The organism is Streptomyces sp. DH-12, from assembly GCF_002899455.1.
Lineage (GTDB): Bacteria > Actinomycetota > Actinomycetes > Streptomycetales > Streptomycetaceae > Streptomyces.
In genome coordinates, this window is sequence record NZ_PPFB01000001.1 from 260,465 (window position 1) to 285,672 (window position 25,208).

Sequence of the window (25,208 nt, forward strand, 5' to 3'; positions counted from 1 at the left end):
CGACACCGGCGTCCCGGTGCAACCGAACCCGGCCCCGTGAGGGGGCGCCCCTCTCGTGGGACCGCCCTCCCGCGGGGCCGTACGACCGCGGCTCCGCGGCCACCCGGCCGCGGAGCCGCCCGGCAGCCGTCCACCAGAATCGGAGCTCCGACATGACAGTCACCACCGGCAGCGTGCTGGCCCGTCCCGACGTGGCCGCCTTCCGCGCCGCCATGGGCCGCTTCCCCACCGGCGTCACCCTGCTCACCCTCGGCAGCGGCGACACCACCACCGCCATGACGCTCAACAGCCTGACCTCGGTCTCCCTCGACCCCCTGCTCCTGCTCGTCTCCGTCAGGACCGCCGGCCGGATGCGCCCCCTGATCTCCCGCGCCCGGGGCTTCGCGGTCAACGTCCTGGGGGAGGATCAGCGCCACCTCGCCCAGGAGTTCGCCCGCTCCGGCCGCCCGGAGGGCCGGGCCGCGACGACACGCCTCGCCGCCGTCGCCGGGGTCACCGGCCACGCCGTACTCCCCGCCGCCGAGTCCTCCTTCGAGTGCGTCCTGGAGGAGGAGCGCGAGGCGGGCGACCACACCCTGTTCATCGGCCGGGTCGTCGCCCTCGGCACCGCCGACGGCGGCCCCCGCCCCCTCGTCTTCCACCAGGGGGCCTTCACCGGTCTCCCCACCGGCCCCGTACAGGGCTGACACCTGCCCGGCCATGGCTTCCGCCGGATCTCTAGCGGGGCTCAGGCGGACCGCCGGATCGTCGGGGACGAGGACGTCAGCAAGGGGCGGTACGCCCACATCACCGGAGGGCGAGAGACATGGCCGAGGGCGGCATACAGCTGTACGACACCACTCTGCGCGACGGCAGCCAGCAGAAGGGCATGACGCTCACGGTCGACGAGAAGCTCGCCGTGGCCCGCCTCCTGGACAGCGTCGGAGTGGGGTTCATCGAGGGAGGCTGGCCGGGCGCCGTCCCCCGCGACACCGAATTCTTCCAGCGGGCCCGCACCGAACTCGACCTCCGCGGCGCCCGCCTCGCCGCCTTCGGCTCCACCCGCCGCCCCGGCATCGCCGTACCCGACGACCCCCAGGTACGCGCCCTGCTCACCTCCGAGGCGCCCGTGGTCACCCTGGTCGGCAAGAGCCACACCGGGCACGTGGAACGCGCCCTGCACACCACCCTGGCCGAGAACCTCGCCATGATCGGCAGCACGGTGCGGCACCTGGTCGGCGCCGGGCGGACCGTCTTCTTCGACGCCGAGCACTACTTCGACGGCTACCGGCTCAACCCGAACTACGCCCTGGAGGTCGTCCGCACCGCCGCCGAGGCCGGGGCCCAGGCCGTCGTCCTCTGCGACACCAACGGCGGCCACCTCCCCGACGAGGTGGGCCGCGTCGTGGCCGACACCCTCGCCGCCACCGGCGCGGCCCTCGGCATCCACTGCCACGACGACTCGGGATGCGCCGTCGCCAACACCCTCGCCGCCACCGACGCCGGCGCGGTCCACGTGCAGGGCACCGCCCACGGCTACGGCGAACGGTGCGGCAACGCCGACCTCTTCACCGTCATCGCCAACCTGGTCCTCAAACGCGACCTGCCCGTCGTCACCCCCGACCAGCTCGCCGCCCTCACCCGTACGGCGGCCGCCGTCACCGCCGTCACCGGCGTCACCCCGCGGGCCGCCGCCCCCTACGTCGGCGCCCTCGCCTTCACCCACAAGGCCGGACTCCACGCCTCCGCCCTCCGCGTCGACCCCGACCTCTACCAGCACACCGACCCGGCCCGCCTCGGCAACACGATGCGCACGCTCGTCTCCGACATGGGAGGCCGTTCCTCCGTCTCCCTCAAGGCACGCGAGCTCGGCCACGAGGTCGCCGCCGGCTCCGAGGAGGCCACCCGCGCGGCGGCCCGCGTCAAGCAGCTGGAGAACCGCGGTTACAGCTTCGAGAACGCCGACGCCTCCTTCGCCCTGCTGCTCCACGAGGAGCTGGCCGCCACGCCCGCCCCGCCGCCCTTCACCGTCGACACCTGGCAGGTCACCACGGCCCAGGGCACCGCCGGGCCCGCCCGCAGCGAGGCGACCCTCCGCGCCCGCGTCGGCATCACCGACCGCACCGCCACCGGGACGGGCGACAGCCCCCTGGAGGCACTCGACGCGGCCCTCCACCACCTCCTCACCCCCAGCTACGCCCGCCTCGACCGGCTCGTGATGACCGGCCACCACGTGCGGGCACTCACCTCCCGGGAGGGGCCCGCCACCTTCCGCGTCCTGGTCTCCTACCGTGACGGCGACCGCACCTGGAACACCGTCGGCGTCGCCCAGGACACCCTCACCGCCGCCTGGCAGGCCCAACTCGACGCCATGCGCTACGTCCTGCTGGGCGAAACGCCCGCCGAGGCCACCTCGCAGGCCGCTCCCGCGGCCTCCCTCACCGCGGCCTGAAGCCCCACCCCCCGGCCGGCGCACCACCAGCTCGGGTACGCCCACGTGCCCGAGCTGCTCCGCTGTGCCGGAACCCCTCCAGAACCCGAAGCACCAGATCCGTACGACCGAAGCTCAAGTGGCCACCGATTGGCTGCTGGAGTCCCCGATACGTCTTCGCCGGGACGCTGTTCGCCCCGCCGCGGGCCGCGCAGAGAGGCTCAATGGTGTCGATGTCAAACCAGGACCGGATGCAGGCCGCGCTACCAGCGATCCGCGCACTCCAGAAGAGGGCCGCGGAACTGGAGGCGCGCCAAGCCCGGCAGCACGAGCCGATCGCCGTGGTGTCGATGGCGTGCCGTCTCCCGGGCGGGATCGACACGCCGGAGGCGTTCTGGGAACTGCTGGCCTCCGGCGGCGACGCGGTCGGCGGGCTGCCCTCCCGTTGGGGCGGGCTGGACCTGTACGACCCGGACCCGGAGGCGGTCGGCAAGAGCTATGCCCGCGAGGGCGGCTTCCTGGAGGACGTGGAGGGATTCGACGCCGCCTTCTTCGGCGTGAGCCCGCGCGAGGCTCTCACCATGGACCCGCAGCAGCGGCTGGTCCTGGAGACGTCCTGGGAGGCGCTGGAGCGCGCCGGTGTCCGCCCGGAGTCGCTGAACGAGAGCCGTACCGGTGTCTACCTCGGCACCATGAGCTCCGACTACGGAGACCTGGGCACGGATCTGGACGCCCTCGACGGCTACGTCAGCACCGGCAAGGCGAGCAGCGTGGTCTCGGGCCGCGTCTCCTACACGCTCGGTCTCCAGGGGCCGGCGGTCACGGTCGACACGGCCTGCTCCTCCTCCCTCGTCGCCCTCCACCTGGCGGTCCAGGCGCTGCGGCAGGGGGAGTGCGAGGTCGCGCTCGCCGGCGGCGTCACCGTCATGAGCGCCCCCTCTCTCTTCGTCGAGTTCTCGCGGTTGAAGGGGATGGCCGGGGACGGACGGTGCAAGTCCTTCTCGGCCGACGCCGACGGCGCGGGCTGGGCCGAGGGCGCGGGCGTGCTGCTGCTGAAGCGGCTGTCGGCCGCCGAGCGTGACGGCGACCGTGTGCTGGCCGTCATCCGCGGCAGCGCCGTCAACCAGGACGGCCGCAGCCAGGGCCTCACCGCCCCCAACGGCCCCTCCCAGCAGCGGGTGATCCGCGATGCGCTGGAGGCGGCGCGGCTGGCGCCCGCCGACATCGACGCGGTCGAGGCGCACGGGACGGGTACGTCGTTGGGTGATCCGATCGAGGCGGGTGCGCTGGCGGAGGTGTTCGGGCCCGAGCGGCCTGACGGCCGGCCGGTGTGGCTGGGGTCGTCGAAGTCGAACATCGGGCACGCGCAGGCGGCGGCGGGTGTGGTCGGTGTGATCAAGATGGTGCTGGCGTTGCAGCACGAGGTGCTTCCGAAGACGTTGCACGCCGATGAGCCCACGCCGTTGATCGAGTGGGACAGCAGTGGTCTTGCGCTGTTGAACGAGGCGCGTGCGTGGACGTCCGACGGTGAGCGTCCGCGGCGTGCGGGTGTGTCGTCGTTCGGGCTGTCCGGCACCAACGCCCACGTGGTGATCGAGGAGTCGCCCGTACCCTCCGCTGTCGACCCGTCCGAGGACAGGCCCTCCGCCACGGGGAATCCCGTGCCGGTGGTGGTGTCGGGTCAGAGTGAGGAGGCGTTGCGTGCTCAGGCCGGGCGTTGGGCGTCCTGGCTGTCGGGTCGTGAGGGTGTGTCGTTGTCCGATGTGGCGGTGACGGCGGGCCGTCATCGTTCGCAGCTGGCTTCGCGGGCGAGTGTGGTGGCGTCGGATGTGGCGGGTCTGGTGGAGGGGTTGTCGGCTCTGGCCGAGGGCCGTTCGCTGGATTCGGTGGTGTCCGGTGTGGCCGGGGCGCGCGGGAAGGTGGTGTTCGTCTTCCCGGGTCAGGGTTCGCAGTGGTCGGGGATGGGGCGGGGGCTGCTGGAGTCGTGCCCGGTCTTCGCCGGGACGCTGTTCGCCCCGCCGCGGGCCGCGCAGAGAGGCTCAATGGTGTCGATGTCAAACCAGGACCGGATGCAGGCCGCGCTACCAGCGAGCGGCGCCGCTCGCTGGTAGCGCGGCCTGCATCCGGTCCTGGTTTGACATCGACACCATTGAGCCTCTCTGCGCGGCCCGCGGCGGGGCGAACAGCGTCCCGGCGAAGACGTATCGGGGACTCCAGCAGCCAATCGGTGGCCACTTGAGCTTCGGTCGTACGGATCTGGTGCTTCGGGTTCTGGAGGGGTTCCGGCACAGCGGAGCAGCTCGGGCACGTGGGCGTACCCGAGCTGGTGGTGCGCCGGCCGGGGGGTGGGGCTTCAGGCCGCGGTGAGGGAGGCCGCGGGAGCGGCCTGCGAGGTGGCCTCGGCGGGCGTTTCGCCCAGCAGGACGTAGCGCATGGCGTCGAGTTGGGCCTGCCAGGCGGCGGTGAGGGTGTCGGGCACGCTGTTGGGTGTCTGAGGGAATGAGTTTCCTTCAGTGCCGGCCCCAGTGCACTCGAGCGTTTTGTTCGGGGTGATGGGTGGTTGGTCGTTGTTTGAGAACTGCACAGTGGACGCGAGCATCTGTGGCCAAGTTTTTAAGGGCGCACGGTGGATGCCTTGGCACCAGGAACCGATGAAGGACGTGGGAGGCCACGATAGGCCCCGGGGAGTCGTCAACCAGGCTTTGATCCGGGGGTGTCCGAATGGGGAAACCCGGCAGTCGTCATGGGCTGTCACCCGCTGCTGGGAGGGGCCGTTGGGGGCGGTGAGGCCCTGGCTGCGGCCGTCCTGGTTGACGGCGCTGCCGCGGATGACGGCCAGCACACGGTCGCCGTCACGCTCGGCGGCCGACAGCCGCTTCAGCAGCAGCACGCCCGCGCCCTCGGCCCAGCCCGCGCCGTCGGCGTCGGCCGAGAAGGACTTGCACCGTCCGTCCCCGGCCATCCCCTTCAACCGCGAGAACTCGACGAAGAGAGAGGGGGCGCTCATGACGGTGACGCCGCCGGCGAGCGCGACCTCGCACTCCCCCTGCCGCAGCGCCTGGACCGCCAGGTGGAGGGCGACGAGGGGGGAGGGGGGGCGCGGGTTGGGCGGAGGGCGGGGGCGGGCTGCACCTGTCCTACCCGGACCCGGCCGCGGTCGGCCGGCGAGCGGGACGGCGCGCGGGTGCTGGCGGAGGGTGTTTCCGCCGGTGAGTCGTGGGTGGTGGGTGCGGGTGTGGTGTCTCGTGCGGTGGGGGTGGAGCCGGTCGGTGGTGTGGCCGGGCTGGTGGGGCTCCTGGACGAGGGTGTGCGGGCGCCTGGGCGGGTGGTGGTCGATGTGGCTGCTGTGCTCGGTGCCCGTGTTGGGGTGGATGTGGCGGTCGGTGCTCTGGAGTTGGTGCAGGGGTTGCTGGCGGAGCCGCGTCTTGAGGGCTGTGAGTGGGTGTGGGTGACGTCGGGTGCGGTGGATGCCGGTGACGGGGTCCGCGAGGTGGCGCAGGCGCCGGTGTGGGGTGTGCTGCGTTCGGTGCGGGCGGAGTGTCCCGATCGTGTGATCCGGCTGGTGGATGTGGGTGCCGGGGTTTCGGCGGAGGATGTCGAGCGGGCTGTCGTGGCGTCGGGGGAGCCGGAGCTGGCGGTGCGGGGCGGGGAGGTTCGTGCCGCGCGGCTGGTGCCGGTGTCGGTGGTGGAGCGCGGTGGGGGCGGTGGTGGGGGGCTGCCGGGGACCGTGTTCGATGCCGAGGGTGCGGTGTTGGTGACGGGTGGCACGGGTGAGCTGGGCCGTGCGGTGGCGGTGCGGTTGGTGGAGCGGTTCGGGGTGCGGCATCTGGTGCTGACCTCGCGTCGTGGTGCTGATGCGCCGGGCACGGGTGAGTTGGTGGCGCGGTTGGAGGGGGCCGGGGCGCGCAGTGTGCGGGTGGTGGCCTGTGATGTGGCCGACCGGGCGCGGGTGCGTGCGTTGTTGGAGTCGGCCGAGCGGCCGTGGACGGGTGTGTTCCATCTGGCGGGTGTGCTGGATGACGGTGTGGTGTCGGGTCTGGACGCGGAGCGGGTGGCGCGGGTGTGGGCGCCGAAGGCGGCGGGCGCGGCGCATCTGGATGAGTTGTCGCGTGAGCTGGGTCTGGAGCTGGCGGCGTTCGTGCTGTTCTCCTCGGCCGCGGGTGTGCTGGGTGGTGCGGGGCAGGCGAACTACGCGGCGGCGAACGCGTTCCTGGACGCGTTGGCGGTCTCCCGGCGGGCGGAGGGTCTGGCGGGGTCGAGTCTGTCGTGGGGTCTGTGGGAGCAGGCCGGTGTGGGGTTGACGGCGGGGCTGGGCCGGGCGGAGTTGGCGCGGTTGCGGCGTGGGGGTGTCGGGGCGCTGTCCTCGGGTCAGGCGCTCGCGGTGCTGGACGCTGTTTTGGCTGCCGGGTCCGCTTCTGAGTGGGCGCATGTGGTGCCGGTGAGGTTGGAGCTGGCGGGTCTGCGGCGCGGGCCCGAGGAGGTGCCGGCTCTGCTGCGGCATCTGGTGCGTGCTCCGCGTCGGCGGGCCGGTGCGGGTGAGGGTGTGGTGTCGGGGCTGGGGGAGCGGCTTGCGGGGTTGTCGCAGGCGGACCGGCTTGCCGAGCTGACGGTGCTGGTGCGGCGTGAGGCCGCGGTCGTGCTGGGCATCGAGACGGCGCAGGGAGTGGGCGCGGGTCAGGTGCTGAAGGACCTGGGTCTGGACTCGCTGATGGCGGTCGAGCTGCGGCGTCGTCTCTCCGCCGCGACGGGTCTGTCCCTGCCCTCGACCCTGGCCTTCGACCACCCGACCCCCACCGCCGTCGCCACCCACCTCCTCGACAAACTCGACCTCACCCCGGAGACCGAGCGGGCGCGGCAGAAGAAGCCGCGCGCCGCCACCCGCACCGTCGACGAGCCGATCGCCGTGGTGTCGATGGCGTGCCGCCTCCCCGGCGGGATCGACACGCCGGAGGCGTTCTGGGAACTGCTGGCCTCCGGCGGCGACGCGGTCGGCGGGCTGCCCTCCCGTTGGGGCGGGCTGGACCTGTACGACCCGGACCCGGAGGCGGTCGGCAAGAGCTATGCCCGCGAGGGCGGCTTCCTGGAGGACGTGGAGGGTTTCGACGCCGCCTTCTTCGGGGTCAGTCCGCGTGAGGCCGTGTCGATGGACCCGCAGCAGCGGCTCGTCCTGGAGACGTCCTGGGAGGCACTGGAGCGCGCCGGCATCCGCCCGGAGTCGCTCAGCGGCACCGACACCGGCGTCTACCTCGGCACCATGAGCTCCGACTACGGCCACCAGAGCCACGACCTGGACGCCCTCGACGGCTACACCAGCACGGGCTACGCGGGCAGCGTGGTCTCGGGCCGCGTCTCCTACACGCTCGGTCTCCAGGGGCCGGCGGTCACGGTCGACACGGCCTGCTCCTCCTCCCTCGTCGCCCTCCACCTCGCCGCCAACGCCCTCAGGCAGGGCGAGTGCGAGGTCGCGCTCGCCGGCGGCGTCACCGTCATGAGCACCCCCGCCCTGTTCGTGGAGTTCTCCCGCTTGAAGGGGATGGCCGAGGACGGACGGTGCAAGTCCTTCTCCGCTGCCGCCGACGGCGCGGGCTGGGCCGAGGGCGCGGGCGTCCTGGTCCTCAAGCGGCTCTCGGCCGCCGAGCGCGACGGCGACCAGGTACTGGCGGTGATACGCGGCAGCGCCGTCAACCAGGACGGCCGCAGCCAGGGGCTCACCGCCCCCAACGGCCCCTCCCAGCAGCGGGTGGTCCAGGCTGCCCTGGAGGCGGCGCGGCTGACGCCCGCCGACATCGACGCGGTCGAGGCGCACGGGACGGGTACGTCGTTGGGTGATCCGATCGAGGCGGGTGCGCTGGCGGAGGTGTTCGGGCCCGAGCGGCCTGACGGCCGGCCGGTGTGGCTGGGGTCGTCGAAGTCGAACATCGGGCACGCGCAGGCGGCGGCGGGTGTGGTCGGTGTGATCAAGATGGTGCTGGCGTTGCAGCACGAGGTGCTTCCGAGGACGTTGCACGCCGATGAGCCCACGCCGTTGATCGAGTGGGACAGCAGTGGTCTTGCGCTGTTGAACGAGGCGCGTGCGTGGACGTCCGACGGTGAGCGTCCGCGGCGTGCGGGTGTGTCGTCGTTCGGGCTGTCCGGCACCAACGCCCACGTGGTGATCGAGGAACCCCCGGCGCGCAAGACCGCTCCTGCCGGGGGTGAGACCGCTCCTGCCGGGGGTGAGGCCGCTCCTGCCGGGGGTGAGGTTGCTGCGCCGGTGCCGGTGGTGGTGTCGGGTCAGAGTGAGGAGGCGTTGCGTGCTCAGGCCGGGCGCTGGGCGTCCTGGCTGTCGGGTCGTGAGGGTGTGTCGTTGTCCGATGTGGCGGTGACGGCGGGCCGTCATCGTTCGCAGCTGGCTTCGCGGGCGAGTGTGGTGGCGTCGGATGTGGCGGGTCTGGTGGAGGGGTTGTCGGCTCTGACCGAGGGCCGTTCGCTGGATTCGGTGGTGTCGGGCGCTGCCGGGGGGCGCGGGAAGGTGGTGTTCGTCTTCCCGGGTCAGGGTTCGCAGTGGTCGGGGATGGGGCGGGGGCTGCTGGAGTCGTGTCCGGTGTTCGCGGAGGCGGTGGAGCGGTGTGATGTGGCTCTGCGTCCGTTGACGGGCTGGTCGGTGCGTGAGGTGCTGGCGGGGGTGGAGGGTGATCATCCGCCGGTGGAGCGGGTGGATGTGGTGCAGCCTGCGCTGTTCGCGATGGGTGTCGGTCTGGCGGCGGTGTGGCGGTCGTTGGGTGTGGAGCCGGCGGCTGTGGTGGGGCATTCGCAGGGCGAGGTGGTGGCGGCTGTGGTGTCGGGTGCGCTGACGCTGGAGCAGGGTGCTCTGGTGGTGGCGGCCCGGTCGCAGGCGGTGCTTGCCTGTGCGGGTCGGGGCGGTATGGCTTTGATCGAGCGTGCGGTCGCGGAGGTCGAGCAGTGGGTGGCGCCGTTCGGTGAGGCGTTGTCGGTGGCGGCGGTGAACACGGCCGGTTCCACGATCGTCTCGGGTGAGGCGGACGCCATCGACGAGATCGTCCGTCAGCTGTCCGCGGAGGGTGTGTACGCGCGGAAGATCAATGTCGATTATGCGTCGCACAACGCGCAGATGGATCCGTTGCTGCCGGGGCTGGCGGAGCGGTTCGCCGGACTGGAGGCGGGCACGCCCGAGGTCGCTTTCTACTCGACCGTGACGGGGCGGGTGGCTTCCGGCGGTGAGCTGGACGGTGGGTACTGGTGCCGGAATCTGCGGCAGCCGGTGCGTTTCGACCGTGCGCTGGAACGGCTGCTGGACGACGGTCACGGGGTGTTCGTGGAGATCTCCGCGCATCCTGTGCTGTCGATGCCGTTGACGGACGGCAGCGCGGAGCGCGGTGGGATCGTCGTGGGTTCCCTCAGCCGCAGGTCGGGCGGTCTGGACCAGATCCTGCGCAACCTCGGTCTGCTGCACGTCCAGGGGCACGATCTGGACGCCGGCCGTGTCCTGGGCGAGGGCGGGCTCGTGCCCCTTCCCACCTACGCCTTCCAGCGGGAGCCCTACTGGATGGACACCCCGAAGTCCTCCGGTGACCTGCGTTCGGTGGGCCTGGAGGTGTCCGATCATGCCTGGCTCGGTGCCGCGCTGGGTCTCGCCGACGGCGACGGGCATCTGTTCACGGGGCGTCTGTCGTTGGCGGAGCAGCCGTGGCTGGCCGAGCACGCGGCTTTCGGGACGGTGCTGGTGCCGGGGACGGGTCTGCTGGAGCTGGCCCTGACCGCCGCTCATCACGCGGGTGCCGAACGGGTGGAGGAGCTGACGCTCCTCGAGCCTCTCGTCCTTCCCGAGGACGGCGCTGTCCGCCTCCAGGTCGTCGTGAGTGCGCCGGAGGCGGGGAGCGGGCGTCGTCCGGTCGCGGTCTTCAGCCGCCCTGAGGACGCCTCCGACGAGGTGGGCTGGCGCCGGCATGCTGCGGGTGAGCTGTCCGAGGCGGGGCAGGCCGGGGTGGGTGACCGTGCGGGCTTCGCGGAGCTGGCGCAGTGGCCGGTGGCCGGTGCCGAGCAGGTGTCCCTCGACGGTTTCTACGAAGACTTCGCCGCGCGTGGTCTGGTCTACGGTCCGGCGTTCCAGGGGCTGACGGAGCTGTGGCGCAAGGGGAACACGGCGTACGGGATCGTGCGGCTGCCCGAGGGGCAGTCGGCGGACGGTTTCGGCGTCCACCCGGCCCTCCTCGACGCCGCCCTCCACACACTGGTCGGGGTCCGCGAGGAAACGGGCGACGACCGGCCGGTCTTCCTGCCCTTCGAATGGACCGGCGTCGAACTCCACGCCGCCGGCAGCACCGAACTGCGCGTCCGCATCACCCTCGACGAGACCGGGACCGCCCTCGGCGTGCAGGTCGCCGACCCGACAGGGCGGCCGGTCGCCGAGGTCGAGGCGCTCGCCATCCGCGAGGCCACCGCGGAACAGCTCCGGTCCGCCGAAACCGTCGAGCACCTGTATCACGTGGACTTCCGCCCGTCGCCGCTCCCGCAGGTGCAGGAGACGCCGGCCGGCGGCACCTGGCTGCTCGGTGAGAACACCGAGCTCTCCGAGATCCTGGAGGTCCGACATGTGGCTGATGTGGGTGTGCTGCTCGCCCGCCTCGATGATGGGCGGGCAGCGCCTGCGCGACTGGTGGTCGACGCGACCGCGGCGGACGCGCCTCCAGGAGGTGACGCGGCGTACCGGCTGACCGCCGAGACGCTGAACACTCTGCGAAGCCTGGTGGGCGACCCCCGCCTGGCCGAAGCGGAACTGGTGTGGATCACGCGCTCGGCCACCGGCGCGGACGAGGAACTCCGCGACCTGGCCCACGCACCCCTGTGGGGCCTGCTCCGCGTCGCGCGGAGCGAGTACGCCGAGCGCGTGATCCGCCTGATCGACCTCGGCGGAGCGGCGGACGACGCCCTCCTGCCCCAGGCCCTCGCCCTGCCCGGCGAACCCGAGATCGCGATCCGTGACGGCGAGATCCGCACCGCCCGGCTCGTCCGCGCCACCGTCGCACCCGTGACCGGAACCGCCGAGGAGGAGCCCCCGCGGCCCCCGGCCGCCGGCCCGCTCTCGCCCGAGGGATCGGTGCTGATCACCGGCGGCACGGGCGAACTGGGCCGTGCCCTGGCCTGCCACCTCGTCCGCGAGCACGGTGTACGCCACCTGGTGCTCACCTCTCGGCGCGGCATGGACGCACCCGGCGCGGCCGAGCTGGTCGAGGAGCTGACCGGCTCCGGTGCCGAGACCGTGCAGGTGCTCGCCTGCGACGTCAGCAGGCGCGAGGACGTCGCCCTGGCCCTCGCCGCCGCGGACGCCGACCACCCCTGGACCGGCGTCTTCCACCTCGCCGGAGTACTGGACGACGGACTGCTCGCCACCCAGGACGCGGAGCGCCTGGAACGGGTCTGGGCCCCCAAGGCCGCCGGAGCGCTCCATCTGGACCAGCTCACCCGGCAGCAGGGCCTCGACCTCGCCGCCTTCGTCCTCTACTCCTCGGCCGCGGGCGTCCTCGGCGGCGCGGGCCAGGGCAACTACGCGGCGGCCAACGCCTTCCTCGACGCCCTCGCAGCCCGCAGGCGGGCCGACGGACTGCCCGCCCTCAGCCTCTCGTGGGGCCTGTGGCGACAGGCGGGTCTCGGCCTCACCGCCGGACTCGGCCAGGCCGAACTGGCCCGCCTGCGGCGCGGCGGCATCGGCGCCCTCAGCACCCGGCAGGCGCTGACCGCGCTGGACGCCGCGCTGGGACTGCCGTACTCCCACCTCGTCCCCGTCAGGCTGGAACTCACCTCGCTCCAACGCGAGGTGGACAACGGGGCGACCGCCCCCGCCCTCCTGCGGAACCTGCTGCGTGCCCCCAGGCGCCGCGCGGGCGCGGCCACCGGATCGCCCTCGGGCCTGCGCGAGCAACTGCTCGCCCTCCCCGACGACCAGCGCCTGCCGCACCTCTCCCGCCTGGTGCAGCGCGAGGCGGCCACCGTCCTCGGCCTGCCCACGGCGGACGGGGTCGGCGCCGACCAGGTCCTCAAGGACCTCGGCATGGACTCGCTCATGGCGGTCGAGGTGCGACGCCGCCTCTCCGCCGAGACCGGCCTGACCCTGCCGTCCACCCTCGCCTTCGACCACCCGACGCCGTCGGCGATCGCCGCCCTCCTCCTCGCCAAGCTCGACGTCGGTTCCACCGCCGGGGCCGGAGCGACGGCCGGCGGGCGCGTCACCCGCCACCAGATCGACAGCCTGGTCGAACTCCTCCGCGCGGCCACCCCGGCCCAGATGGAGGAACACGGTCTGGCCGCCGGCCTCCTCGCCCTGCGCGACGGATTGGCCCGGAGCGCGCCCGCCCACGACGAACAGCCGGAAGCCGAGATCGACACCGGCACCACGGATGACCTTCTGCAGTTCCTGGATCGCAAGCTTGGAGTGAGCGAATGAGCGCGTCCGAAGTCGGCAAACTCGAAAAGCTCGAAGCCTACCTGCGGCGGACGACCAACGCGCTCGTCGAGACCGAGAAGGAACTCAGCGCCGAACGCGCCGCCCGTACCGAACCGATCGCCGTGGTGTCGATGGCGTGCCGCCTCCCCGGCGGGATCGACACGCCGGAGGCGTTCTGGGAACTGCTGGCCTCCGGCGGCGACGCCGTGGGCGCCATGCCCTCCCGTTGGGGCGGACTGGACCTGTACGACCCGGACCCGGAGGCGGTCGGCAAGAGCTATGCCCGCGAGGGCGGCTTCCTGGACGGCGTGGAGGGTTTCGACGCCGCCTTCTTCGGGGTCAGTCCGCGTGAGGCCGTGTCGATGGACCCGCAGCAGCGGCTGGTCCTGGAGGCGTCCTGGGAGGCGCTGGAGCGCGCGGGTGTCCGTCCGGAGACGCTGAACGAGAGCCGTACCGGTGTCTACCTCGGCACCATGAGCTCCGACTACGGCAATCAGCAGGGCGCCGACCTGGACGCCCTCGACGGCTACGTCAGCACCGGCAACGCTTCCAGCGTGGTCTCGGGCCGCGTCTCCTACACGCTCGGTCTCCAGGGGCCGGCGGTCACGGTCGACACGGCCTGCTCCTCCTCGCTCGTCGCCCTCCACCTGGCGATCCAGGCGCTGCGGCAGGGTGAGTGCGAGGTCGCGCTCGCCGGCGGTGTCACCGTCATGAGCACGCCCGCCCTGTTCGTGGAGTTCTCGCGGTTGAAGGGGATGGCCGGGGACGGACGGTGCAAGTCCTTCTCCGCCGCCGCCGACGGCGCGGGCTGGGCCGAGGGCGCGGGCGTGCTGCTGCTGAAGCGGCTGTCGGCCGCCGAGCGTGACGGCGACCGTGTGCTGGCCGTCATCCGCGGCAGCGCCGTCAACCAGGACGGCCGCAGCCAGGGCCTCACCGCCCCCAACGGCCCCTCCCAGCAGCGGGTGATCCGCGATGCGCTGGAGGCGGCGCGGCTGACGCCGGCCGACATCGACGCGGTCGAGGCGCACGGCACCGGCACCCCGCTCGGCGACCCCATCGAGGCCGGGGCGCTCGCCGAGGTGTTCGGGCCCGGACGGCTCGGCGACCCGGTGTGGCTGGGGTCGTCGAAGTCGAACATCGGGCACGCGCAGGCGGCGGCGGGTGTGGTCGGTGTGATCAAGATGGTGCTGGCGTTGCAGCACGAGGTTCTTCCGAGGACGTTGCACGCCGATGAGCCCACGCCGTTGATCGAGTGGGACAGCAGTGGTCTTGCGCTGTTGAACGAGGCGCGTGCGTGGACGTCCGACGGTGAGCGTCCGCGGCGTGCGGGTGTGTCGTCGTTCGGGCTGTCCGGCACCAACGCCCACGTGGTGATCGAGGAACCCCCGGCGCGCAAGACCGCTCCCGCCGGGGCCGAGGCCACTCCTGCCGGGGGGGAGGTTGCTGCGCCGGTTCCGGTGCCGGTGGTGGTGTCGGGTCAGAGTGAGGAGGCGTTGCGTGCTCAGGCCGGGCGCTGGGCGTCCTGGCTGTCGGGTCGTGAGGGTGTGTCGTTGTCCGATGTGGCGGTGACGGCGGGCCGTCATCGTTCGCAGCTGGCTTCGCGGGCGAGTGTGGTGGCGTCGGATGTGGCGGGTCTGGTGGAGGGGTTGTCGGCTCTGGCCGAGGGCCGTTCGCTGGATTCGGTGGTGTCCGGTGTGGCCGGGGCGCGCGGGAAGGTGGTGTTCGTCTTCCCGGGTCAGGGTTCGCAGTGGTCGGGGATGGGGCGGGGGCTGCTGGAGTCGTGTCCGGTGTTCGCGGAGGCGGTGGAGCGGTGTGATGTGGCTCTGCGTCCGTTGACGGGCTGGTCGGTGCGTGAGGTGCTGGCGGGGGTGGAGGGTGATCATCCGCCGGTGGAGCGGGTGGATGTGGTGCAGCCTGCGCTGTTCGCGATGGGTGTCGGTCTGGCGGCGGTGTGGCGGTCGTTGGGTGTGGAGCCGGCGGCTGTGGTGGGGCATTCGCAGGGCGAGGTGGTGGCGGCTGTGGTGTCGGGTGCGCTGACGCTGGAGCAGGGTGCTCTGGTGGTGGCGGCCCGGTCGCAGGCGGTGCTTGCCTGTGCGGGTCGGGGCGGTATGGCTTTGATCGAGCGTGCGGTCGCGGAGGTCGAGCAGTGGGTGGCGCCGTTCGGTGAGGCGTTGTCGGTGGCGGCGGTGAACACGGCCGGTTCCACGATCGTCTCGGGTGAGGCGGACGCCATCGACGAGATCGTCCGTCAGCTGTCCGCGGAGGGTGTGTACGCGCGGAAGATCAATGTCGATTATGCGTCGCACAACGCGCAGATGGATCCGTTGCTGCCGGGGCTGGCGGAGCGGTTCGCCGGACTGGAGGCGGGCACGCCCGAGGTCGCTTTCTACTCGACCGTGACGGGGCGGGTGGCTTCCGGCGGTGAGCTGGACGGTGGGTACTGGTGCCGGAATCTGCGGCAGCCGGTGCGTTTCGACCGTGCGCTGGAACGGCTGCTGGACGACGGTCACGGGGTGTTCGTGGAGATCTCCGCGCATCCTGTGCTGTCGATGCCGTTGACGGACGGCAGCGCGGAGCGCGGTGGGATCGTCGTGGGTTCCCTCAGCCGCAGGTCGGGCGGTCTGGACCAGATCCTGCGCAACCTCGGTCTGCTGCACGTCCAGGGGCACGATCTGGACGCCGGCCGTGTCCTGGGCGAGGGCGGGCTCGTGCCCCTTCCCACCTACGCCTTCCAGCGGGAGCCCTACTGGATGGACACCCCGAAGTCCTCCGGTGACCTGCGTTCGGTGGGCCTGGAGGTGTCCGATCATGCCTGGCTCGGTGCCGCGCTGGGTCTCGCCGACGGCGACGGGCATCTGTTCACGGGGCGTCTGTCGTTGGCGGAGCAGCCGTGGCTGGCCGAGCACGCGGCTTTCGGGACGGTGCTGGTGCCGGGGACGGGTCTGCTGGAGCTGGCCCTGACCGCCGCTCATCACGCGGGTGCCGAACGGGTGGAGGAGCTGACGCTCCTCGAGCCTCTCGTCCTTCCCGAGGACGGCGCTGTCCGCCTCCAGGTCGTCGTGAGTGCACCGGAGGCGGGGAGCGGGCGTCGTCCGGTCGCGGTCTTCAGCCGTCCCGAGGACGCCTCCGACGAGGTGGGCTGGCGTCAGCACGCCGCCGGTGAGCTGGCGGAGGGAGTCGACCTGGACGGTGGCGACGTCGCGGAGCTGGCGCAGTGGCCGGTGGCCGGTGCCGAGCAGGTGTCCCTCGACGGTTTCTACGAGGACTTCGCCGCGCGTGGTCTGGTCTACGGTCCGGCGTTCCAGGGGCTGACGGAGCTGTGGCGCAAGGGGAACACGGCGTACGGGATCGTGCGGCTGCCCGAGGGGCAGTCGGCGGACGGTTTCGGCATCCACCCGGCCCTCCTCGACGCCGCCCTCCACACACTGGTCGGGGTCCGCGAGGAAACGGGCGACGACCGGCCGGTCTTCCTGCCCTTCGAATGGACCGGCGTCGAACTCCACGCCGCCGGCAGCACCGAACTGCGCGTCCGCATCACCCTCGACCCGGCCACGGACGAGCACCTTTCGCTCGCGGTGGCCGACGCTTCGGGGCAGCCCGTCCTGCACGCCGAAGGACTCCGCATCCGTGCTGCTTCTGCGGAGCAGGTGCGGGTGGGTCAGGTGGTGGAGCATGCGTACCGGGTGGTTTTCGAGGTGCCGCGGGTGCTGGCGGAGGGTGTTTCCGCCGGTGAGTCGTGGGTGGTGGGTGCGGGTGTGGTGTCTCGTGCGGTGGGGGTGGAGCCGGTCGGTGGTGTGGCCGGGCTGGTGGGGCTCCTGGACGAGGGTGTGCGGGCGCCTGGGCGGGTGGTGGTCGATGTGGCTGCTGTGCTCGGTGCCCGTGTTGGGGTGGATGTGGCGGTCGGTGCTCTGGAGTTGGTGCAGGGGTTGCTGGCGGAGCCGCGTCTTGAGGGCTGTGAGTGGGTGTGGGTGACGTCGGGTGCGGTGGATGCCGGTGACGGGGTCCGCGAGGTGGCGCAGGCGCCGGTGTGGGGTGTGCTGCGTTCGGTGCGGGCGGAGTGTCCCGATCGTGTGATCCGGCTGGTGGATGTGGGTGCCGGGGTTTCGGCGGAGGATGTCGAGCGGGCTGTCGTGGCGTCGGGGGAGCCGGAGCTGGCGGTGCGGGGCGGGGAGGTTCGTGCCGCGCGGCTGGTGCCGGTGTCGGTGGTGGAGCGCGGTGGGGGCGGTGGTGGGGGGCTGCCGGGGACCGTGTTCGATGCCGAGGGTGCGGTGTTGGTGACGGGTGGCACGGGTGAGCTGGGCCGTGCGGTGGCGGTGCGGTTGGTGGAGCGGTTCGGGGTGCGGCATCTGGTGCTGACCTCGCGTCGTGGTGCTGATGCGCCGGGCACGGGTGAGTTGGTGGCGCGGTTGGAGGGGGCCGGGGCGCGCAGTGTGCGGGTGGTGGCCTGTGATGTGGCCGACCGGGCGCGGGTGCGTGCGTTGTTGGAGTCGGCCGAGCGGCCGTGGACGGGTGTGTTCCATCTGGCGGGTGTGCTGGATGACGGTGTGGTGTCGGGTCTGGACGCGGAGCGGGTGGCGCGGGTGTGGGCGCCGAAGGCGGCGGGCGCGGCGCATCTGGATGAGTTGTCGCGTGAGCTGGGTCTGGAGCTGGCGGCGTTCGTGCTGTTCTCCTCGGCCGCGGGTGTGCTGGGTGGTGCGGGGCAGGCGAACTACGCGGCGGCGAACGCGTTCCTGGACGCGTTGGCGGTCTCCCGGCGGGCGGAGGGTCTGGCGGGGTCGAGTCTGTCGTGGGGTCTGTGGGAGCAGGCCGGTGTGGGGTTGACGGCGGGGCTGGGCCGGGCGGAGTTGGCGCGGTTGCGGCGTGGGGGTGTCGGGGCGCTGTCCTCGGGTCAGGCGCTCGCGGTGCTGGACGCTGTTTTGGCTGCCGGGTCCGCTTCTGAGTGGGCGCATGTGGTGCCGGTGAGGTTGGAGCTGGCGGGTCTGCGGCGCGGGCCCGAGGAGGTGCCGGCTCTGCTGCGGCATCTGGTGCGTGCTCCGCGTCGGCGGGCCGGTGCGGGTGAGGGTGTGGTGTCGGGGCTGGGGGAGCGGCTTGCGGGGTTGTCGCAGGCGGACCGGCTTGCCGAGCTGACGGTGCTGGTGCGGCGTGAGGCCGCGGTCGTGCTGGGCATCGAGACGGCGCAGGGAGTGGGCGCGGGTCAGGTGCTGAAGGACCTGGGTCTGGACTCGCTGATGGCGGTCGAGCTGCGGCGTCGTCTCTCCGCCGCGACGGGTCTGTCCCTGCCCTCGACCCTGGCCTTCGACCACCCGACCCCCACCGCCGTCGCCACCCACCTCCTCGACAAACTCGACCTCACCGGCGAGGTGTCCCGCAAGCGGCGCAAGAGCGGCCGCAAGCGGGCCGCCGCCGACGAACCGCTGGCCATCGTCTCCATGGCCTGCCGCCTCCCCGGCGGCATCGACACCCCCGAGGCGTACTGGGAACTCCTCGCCGAGGGCGCCGACGCCGTCGGCGAGCTGCCCACCCGGTGGGAGAAGCTCGACGTCTACGACCCGGACCCGGAGGCCGTGGGCAAGAGCTATGCCCGCGAGGGCGGCTTCATCGAGGACGTCGAGGGCTTCGACGCCGCCTTCTTCGGCATCTCCCGGCGCGAGGCGCTCTCCATGGACCCGCAGCAGCGGCTCGTCCTGGAGACGGCGTGGGAGGCGCTGGAGCGCGCCGGCGTCCGCCCCGGGTCGCTCGACGGCACCGACACCGGCGTCTACCTCGGCACCATGGGTTCCGACTACGGCGACCAGGGCCGGCTCGCCGCCTTCGACGGCTACCTCAGCACCGGCAACGCCTCCAGCGTGGTCTCGGGCCGCCTCTCGTACGCCCTCGGTCTCCAGGGGCCGGCGGTCACGGTCGACACGGCCTGCTCCTCCTCCCTCGTCGCCCTCCACCTCGCCGCCAACGCCCTCAGGCAGGGCGAATGCGAGGTCGCGCTCGCCGGCGGCGTCACCGTCATGAGCACGCCCCGGCTCTTCGTGGAGTTCAGCCGGCTGAAGGGGATGGCCCCCGACGGACGGTGCAAGTCCTTCTCCGCCGCCGCCGACGGCGCGGGCTGGTCGGAGGGGTGCGGCATCCTCGTCCTCAAGCGGCTCTCGGCCGCCGAGCGCGACGGCGACCAGGTACTGGCCGTCATCCGCGGCAGCGCCGTCAACCAGGACGGCCGCAGCCAGGGCCTCACCGCCCCCAACGGCCCCTCCCAGCAGCGCGTCATCCGCGACGCCCTCGCGGCCGCCCGGCTGAACCCCGCCGACATCGACGCGATAGAGGCGCACGGCACCGGCACCCCGCTCGGCGACCCCATCGAGGCCGGGGCGCTCGCCGAGGTCTTCGGGCCCGGACGGCTCGGCGACCCGGTCTGGCTGGGCTCCTCCAAGTCGAACATCGGCCACGCCCAGGCCGCCGCCGGCGTCGCGGGCGTCATGAAGATGGTGCTGGCCCTGCAGCACGAGAAACTGCCGAAGACCCTGCACGCCGACGAGCCCAGCCCCCACGTCGCGTGGGAGGACAGCGGCCTCCGCCTCCTCGGCGAGGCGCGTCCCTGGCGGAGGGAGGGCGCGCGCGCCCGCCGCGCCGGTGTCTCCTCCTTCGGGCTCAGCGGCACCAACGCCCACCTCGTCCTCGAAGAGGCACCGGCACGGGAGACCGCGGCCCCGGCCGCCGGACCCACCGAGCCCGGCACCACCCCCGTCCTGCCGCTGCCGCTCTCCGGCCGGAGCGAGGAGGCCCTCCGCGACCAGGCGGGCCGCTGGGCCCGGTGGCTCGCGGACCGGCCCGGACTCCCGCTCGCCGACGTGGCCGCCACGGCGGCCCGCGGCCGCACCCACTTCCCGTACCGGGCGAGCGTCACCGCCGCCTCCACCGACGAGGCGGTCCAGGCACTGCTGTCCCTCGCCGAGGGGCGGGTCCCGGCGGGCGCCGCCTCCGGCGCGGCCGCGGACGGCGGCACCGCGGTGCTCTTCACCGGCCAGGGAAGCCAGCGGATCGCCATGGGACGACGCCTCCACGCGGCGCTGCCGGTCTTCCGCCGGGCCTTCGACGAGGTGTGCGCCGCTCTCGACCCGCACCTCTCGCGGAGCCTGGCCGACGTGCTGCTGGCCGACGAGGACAGCCCGGACGCCGTCCTGGTCCACGAGACGGAGTTCACCCAGCCCGCGCTCTTCGCCCTGGAAGTGGCCCTGTTCCGGCAGTGGCAGGCGTGGGGCGTCGAGCCCGTCGCCGTCGCGGGCCACTCCGTGGGCGAGCTGTCGGCCGCGCACGCCGCCGGAGTCCTCGACCTCGCCGATGCCGCCCGGCTCGTCGCCGCCCGTGGCCGGCTGATGCAGGGCTGCGAACGTGGCGGGGCGATGGCCTCGGTCGAGGCCCCCGAGAGCGCCGTCCTCGACGTCCTCGCCCGCACCACCGGCCGCGTCTCCGTCGCCGGGGTCAACGGCCCCGAGCAGACCGTCGTCAGCGGCGACGAGGAGGCCGTCGAAGCCGTCCGGACGCACTTCGCCGACCAGGGCGCGCGCACCCGCCGCCTCGCCGTCTCGCACGCCTTCCACTCCCCGCACATGGACGCCATGCTCACCGCGTACGAGGAGGTCGCCGCCGCCTGCGCCTACCATCCGCCGCGCATCCCCCTGGTCTCCACCGTCACGGGCGCCTGGGCCACCGCCGAGGAGCTGGCCGACCCCGCCTACTGGGGACGTCAGGTGCGAGAGGCCGTCCGCTTCCTCGACGCCATGCGGACGCTGGAGGACGCCTCCGTCGCCCGCTACCTGGAGTGCGGCCCCGCGGGCGTGCTCTCCGCGGCGGGCGCCGCCTGCCTCGGCGGCGAGGCCCCGTTCGTCTCCTCCCAGCGGGCGCCCCGGTCACCGGAGGAGCCCGTCGACGAGGTCCGCGCGCTGGTCTCGGCGCTCGGCGCCCTGCACACGGCCGGGGCGGAGATCGCCTGGGACCAGGTCCTGACCGGCGGCACCCTCCTCCCCCTGCCCACCTACGCCTTCCAGCGGGAACCCTTCTGGCTGGAGACCGCCCCCGGCGCAGGGGGCGACGTCCGGCACTCCGGGCTCTCCCCGGCGGAACACCCCTGGGTCCCGGCGGCCCTGGCGCTCGCCGGAGGCGAGGGCCGGCTGCTGACCGGCCGGCTCTCCCTGGCCGAACACCCCTGGCTGCGCGACCACGCCGTCCACGGGACCGTCCTCGTCCCCGGCACCGGCCTGCTCGACATGGCGCTCTCGGCCGCCCGCGTCACCGGCGCCGCAGGCGTCGCGGAACTCACCCTCGCCCAGCCGCTGGTCCTCACCGACGGTGTCCCGGTCCGGGTGCAGGTGAGGGTCGGCGCCCCCGAGGACGGCCGCCGCCCGATCGGCGTCCACAGCCAGCCCGAGGCCACGTCCGACCCCGACGCCTGGACCCTGCACGCCACCGGCCACCTCGTCGACGGTGAGGGCGACGAGGAGTCCGGCGCCCCCGACCCCGGCCGGCTCGCCGAGGTCCGCGCCTGGCCCGTGCCCGGCGCCGACCCCCTGCCCCTCGACGGCTTCTACGACTCCCTCGCCGGCCAGGGACTCGGCTACGGCCCGGCCTTCCGCGGCCTCACCGGCCTCGCCCGGCGGGACACCGTCGCCTACGGGCGGGTCGTCCTGCCCGAGCCCCGGCAGCACGAGGCCGACGCGTACGGCATCCACCCGGCCCTGCTCGACGCCGCCCTCCACGTCCTCGCCGCGGTGGACACCGGCGAGGCGGCCGAGGGAACGGTACCGCTCCCCTTCGCCTGGAACGACGTCCGCCTGCACGCCACCGGCGGCACCGAACTGCACGTCCGCGCCGAACGGAAGGAGACCGCGCCCGACGGAGGCGGACACACCGTCAGCCTCCTCGTCACCGACCCGACCGGCCAGCCGGTGCTGAGCGCCGCCGGACTCGAGATCCGGCGGACCGACGCCGCGCACCTGCGCGCTGCCGGGACCCCGGCCCCCGACCACCTCTACCGGTTCGACTTCCAGCCGGTCGACCTCCCCGAGGCCGCCGGGGCCGCCGAGGGAACCGTGGTGCTCGGCGGGACCGGTGAGGTCGCCCGGCTCCTCGGCGCCCCCCGGTACGAGGAGCCCGGCGACCTGCCGGCCGCCCCCGCCCGTCCGCAGCGGATCGTCGTCGACGCGACCGCCCCCGCCGAGGAAGCCCCCGGCGACGCGGCCCGCAACGGCGCCCTCGCCGCCCTGCCCGTCCTCCAGCGGCTGCTGGCCGAGGACGCCTTCGCCGGCGCCGAACTGGTCTGGGTCACCCGGGACGCGGTCGCCGCCCGGCCCGAGGACACGGTCCCCGCGCTCGCCGCCGCCCCCCTGTGGGGCCTGATCCGGTCGGTGCGGGGCGAGTACCCGGACCGCGTCCTGCGCCTGGTCGACCTGGACGGAGCCGGAACCGAGCCCGGCCTCCTCGACCGGGCCCTCGCCCTCACCGGCGAACCCGAACTGGCCCTGCGCGCCGCCACCGCCCACGCCCCCCGCCTCCTGCGTGCCGGGAAGGGCGACGCCCGCACGGGCGCCCTCACCCCGCCCGCGGACGGCGGCCCCTGGCGCCTCGACATCCGGGAGAAGGGCAGCCTCGACAGCCTCGAACTGATCCCGGCGGACAGCTCCGTCCCCCTCGGCGACCACGAGGTCCGCGTCGAGGTCCGCGCCGCGGGCATGAACTTCCGCGACGTCCTCAACGCCCTCGGCATGGTGCCCACCCCGGCGCTGGGCCTGGAGTTCGCGGGCGTGGTCCGCGAGACCGGGCCGGCCGTGCGCCACCTGCGCCCCGGCGACCGGGCCATGGGCCTGGCCCTGGGCGCCTTCGGCACCGAGGTGCGCGGCGACGGACACCTGATGACGAGGCTGCCCGACGCGCTGACCTTCGAGGAGGGCGCCACCGTCCCGCTCGCCTTCCTCACCGCCCACTACGCCCTCACCGGTCTCGGTGACGTGCGGCCCGGCGAGAAACTGCTCGTTCACGCGGCCGCCGGCGGCGTCGGCATGGCGGCCGTCCAGCTCGCCCGCCACCTCGGCGCCGAGGTGTACGGGACCGCCTCGCCCGGCAAGTGGGCGACGCTGCGCGCACTGGGCCTCCCCGACGACCGGATCGCGGGCTCCCGCGACACCGGCTTCGAACAGCGGTGGCTGACCGCCACCGGCGGCGACGGCGTCGACGTCGTCCTCAACTCCCTGGCCGGGGAGTTCACCGACGCCTCCCTGCGGCTGCTGCCGCGCGGCGGCCGGTTCCTGGAGATGGGCAAGACCGACATCCGGGACGCCACCGAGGTCGCTGCGGCCCATCCCGGCGTCGCCTACACCGCCTTCGACCTGATGTCCCTGGACCCCGCCCACCTCCAGCGGATGCTCACCGAGGTCTCGCTCCTCCTGGAGCAGGGCTCGGTGACACCGCTGCCGTACCTCTCGTACGACGTGCGGGAGGCGCCCGCCGCCTTCCGGTACATGGCACAGGGCCGACACACCGGCAAGATCGTGCTCACCGTGGCGCGCGCCCTCGACCCGGACGGCACCGTGCTGCTCAGCGGCGGCACCGGCGAACTCGGCCGGCGCGTCGCCCGCCACCTGGTCACCGCGCACGGCGTACGCCACCTCGTGCTGACCTCCCGCCGGGGGCCGGCCGCCCCCGGCACCGAAGAGCTCGTCGCCGAGCTGCGGGAAGCGGGCGCCTCGACCGTGCGCGTCCTCGCCTGCGACGTGGCCGACCCCGGCCAGGCGGCGGCCGCGCTCGCCGAAGCGGGCGAGCAGCACCCGCTCACCGGGGTCGTCCACCTGGCGGCGGTGATCCAGGACGGGGCCGTGGCCAACCAGACCCCGGACGGGTTCGCCCGGGTGCTCGGCCCCAAGCTGACCGGCGCCTGGAACCTGCACACCCTCACCCAGGACGCGGAACTGGCCGCCTTCGTCCTCTTCTCCTCCGTGGCCGGCACCCTCGGCTCCCCCGGGCAGGGCAACTACGGCGCCGCCAACGCCTTCCTCGACGCCCTCGCCCTGCACCGCCGCCGCCGCGGCCTCGCCGGGACCAGCCTCGCCTGGGGCCTGTGGGAGCAGAACGGCGGCGGCATGACCGCCGGGCTCGACCAGGCCGAGCGTGCCCGGATGCGCCGTCAGGGCGCCCTGGCGATGAGCGCGGAGGAGGGACTCGGACTCCTCGACGCCGCCCTGGCCAGGCCCGAGGCCCACCTGGTGCCGGTCAAGCTCGACCTCGGCCGGCTCCAGGCCGCCGAGGAGAACGGACTTCCGGCCGCGCTGCGCCAGTTGGTGCGCGTCAGGCCCCGCCGGGCAGGCCGGGCCGAGAGCCGGTCCGCGGCGTTCCGCGAGGAGCTGGCCGTCCTGCCCGAGGAGGAGCGGCTCGTCGCCCTCCGCCTCTTCCTGCGGCAGGAGATCTCCTCCGTCCTGGGCCTGCCCGGTGCCGAGTCGGTGCCGCTCGACACACCGATGCGGGTCTTCGGGTGGGACTCCCTCATGGCTGTGGAGCTGCGCAACCGCATCGTCAAGGAGCTCCAGGTCGAGGTCCCGAGGACACTCGCCTTCGACTACCCGACCCCCGAGGCGATCGCCGACTTCCTCCACGGCCAGCTCGCCGTGGGCGACGCGGCGGAGCAGGAGGCGCCCCCCGGTGAGCCGGCCGAGGCCGCGCGGTGGGCCCTGGACCGCATCGACGCCGACCGGCTGCGCCGCAGCGGTCTGCTCGATCGGCTCCTGGAACTCGCCCGCCCCGGAAGCGCCCCGGGGCCCGACGCGGACACCTCCACCGCGCTCCAGGCCGCCGAGGACCTCACCGACGAGGAGGTCGACCGCGCCCTGGACGCCGTCCTCGGCACCCTCTGACCCGGCCCGGGCCACCCGCGCCGATCCCTTTCCGGGACCCCGATCCGTCCGAAATCCAGCCTCGCCCGCCCGGGATTCGTGAGCCAGGCTGGCACCCACCCCCCAACACACAGGAGGCGCATATGGCGGAGACGCCGAGCAGCAACGCCGAGGAGAAGGACGCCCGGGAAAGGTTCCGCGAGGCGCTCGAGCGCAAGAAGAACCAGACGCGCTCCCAGCAGGCGCACGAGGAAGGCCGCATGAAGGTGAAGAGCATGAGCGGCCAGACGGGCAGGAAGCGGTACTTCCGGAGGAAGACCGGCTGACCGGACAGCTCCCCCTCCATGCCGCCGGTGCGGTGATCCCGCACCGGCGGCACAGCTTTGTCCCGGGCCGGGAGCGCGGCCTTCGGAGCCCTTCTCCTGTGCGACTCGAAAAGCCCTGGAGAAATGCTGGAGAATCGCTGGAGTCCGAATACGGAAGCGCTTGA

The 25,208-nt window shown here is 73.4% G+C and carries 6 protein-coding genes and 1 pseudogene; 6 read left to right on the forward strand and 1 reads right to left on the reverse strand.

The features are described from left to right. The first annotated feature begins 152 nt into the window (after positions 1-152). From C1708_RS00495 to C1708_RS00505, 3 genes are all read left to right on the forward strand, one after another. Entirely contained in the window at positions 153-686 is a 534-nt protein-coding gene (locus tag C1708_RS00495) for a flavin reductase family protein (protein WP_106410777.1), read from the forward strand. Between the two features lie 119 nt (positions 687-805). Further along, a complete protein-coding gene (cimA, locus tag C1708_RS00500; RefSeq protein WP_106410778.1) occupies positions 806-2,431 on the forward strand; it encodes a citramalate synthase in 1,626 nt (541 codons plus the stop codon). Between the two features lie 206 nt (positions 2,432-2,637). After that, entirely contained in the window at positions 2,638-4,521 is a 1,884-nt protein-coding gene (locus C1708_RS00505; RefSeq protein ID WP_502696111.1) for a type I polyketide synthase, read from the forward strand. Positions 4,522-5,162: 641 nt separating this feature from the next. On the opposite strand, the pseudogene C1708_RS35755 reads toward C1708_RS00505, so the two are convergent. Next, positions 5,163-5,501: pseudogene (locus C1708_RS35755) on the reverse strand (beta-ketoacyl synthase N-terminal-like domain-containing protein); the annotation flags it as partial. A 147-nt stretch (positions 5,502-5,648) separates the two neighbouring features. Here C1708_RS35755 and C1708_RS00515 point away from each other — a divergent pair. The 3 genes from C1708_RS00515 (at position 5,649) to C1708_RS00525 (ending at position 25,044) form a co-directional block, all read left to right on the forward strand. After that, positions 5,649-12,851, forward strand: a complete 7,203-nt coding sequence (locus tag C1708_RS00515) for a type I polyketide synthase (protein WP_133169036.1) — start codon at positions 5,649-5,651, stop codon at positions 12,849-12,851. Then, positions 12,848-24,739, forward strand: coding sequence for a type I polyketide synthase (locus C1708_RS00520; protein WP_106410780.1), 11,892 nt, complete (start codon positions 12,848-12,850; stop codon positions 24,737-24,739). The genes C1708_RS00515 and C1708_RS00520 overlap by 4 nt, the downstream gene beginning before the upstream one ends. Positions 24,740-24,861: 122 nt before the next feature. Next, the gene (locus C1708_RS00525; RefSeq protein ID WP_106410781.1) at positions 24,862-25,044 is read left to right on the forward strand and encodes a DUF5302 domain-containing protein; all 183 of its coding nucleotides are present in this window, start codon (positions 24,862-24,864) and stop codon (positions 25,042-25,044) included. Positions 25,045-25,208: the final 164 nt, after the last annotated feature.

Excerpts from the sequence above, each read along its gene's own strand:
- C1708_RS00495 (WP_106410777.1), top strand. The coding sequence starts at position 153 with ATGACAGTCACCACCGGCAGCGTGCTGGCCCGTCCCGACGTGGCCGCC.
- C1708_RS00520 (WP_106410780.1), top strand. The coding sequence starts at position 12,848 with ATGAGCGCGTCCGAAGTCGGCAAACTCGAAAAGCTCGAAGCCTACCTG.
- C1708_RS00525 (WP_106410781.1), top strand. The coding sequence starts at position 24,862 with ATGGCGGAGACGCCGAGCAGCAACGCCGAGGAGAAGGACGCCCGGGAA.
- cimA (WP_106410778.1), top strand. The coding sequence starts at position 806 with ATGGCCGAGGGCGGCATACAGCTGTACGACACCACTCTGCGCGACGGC.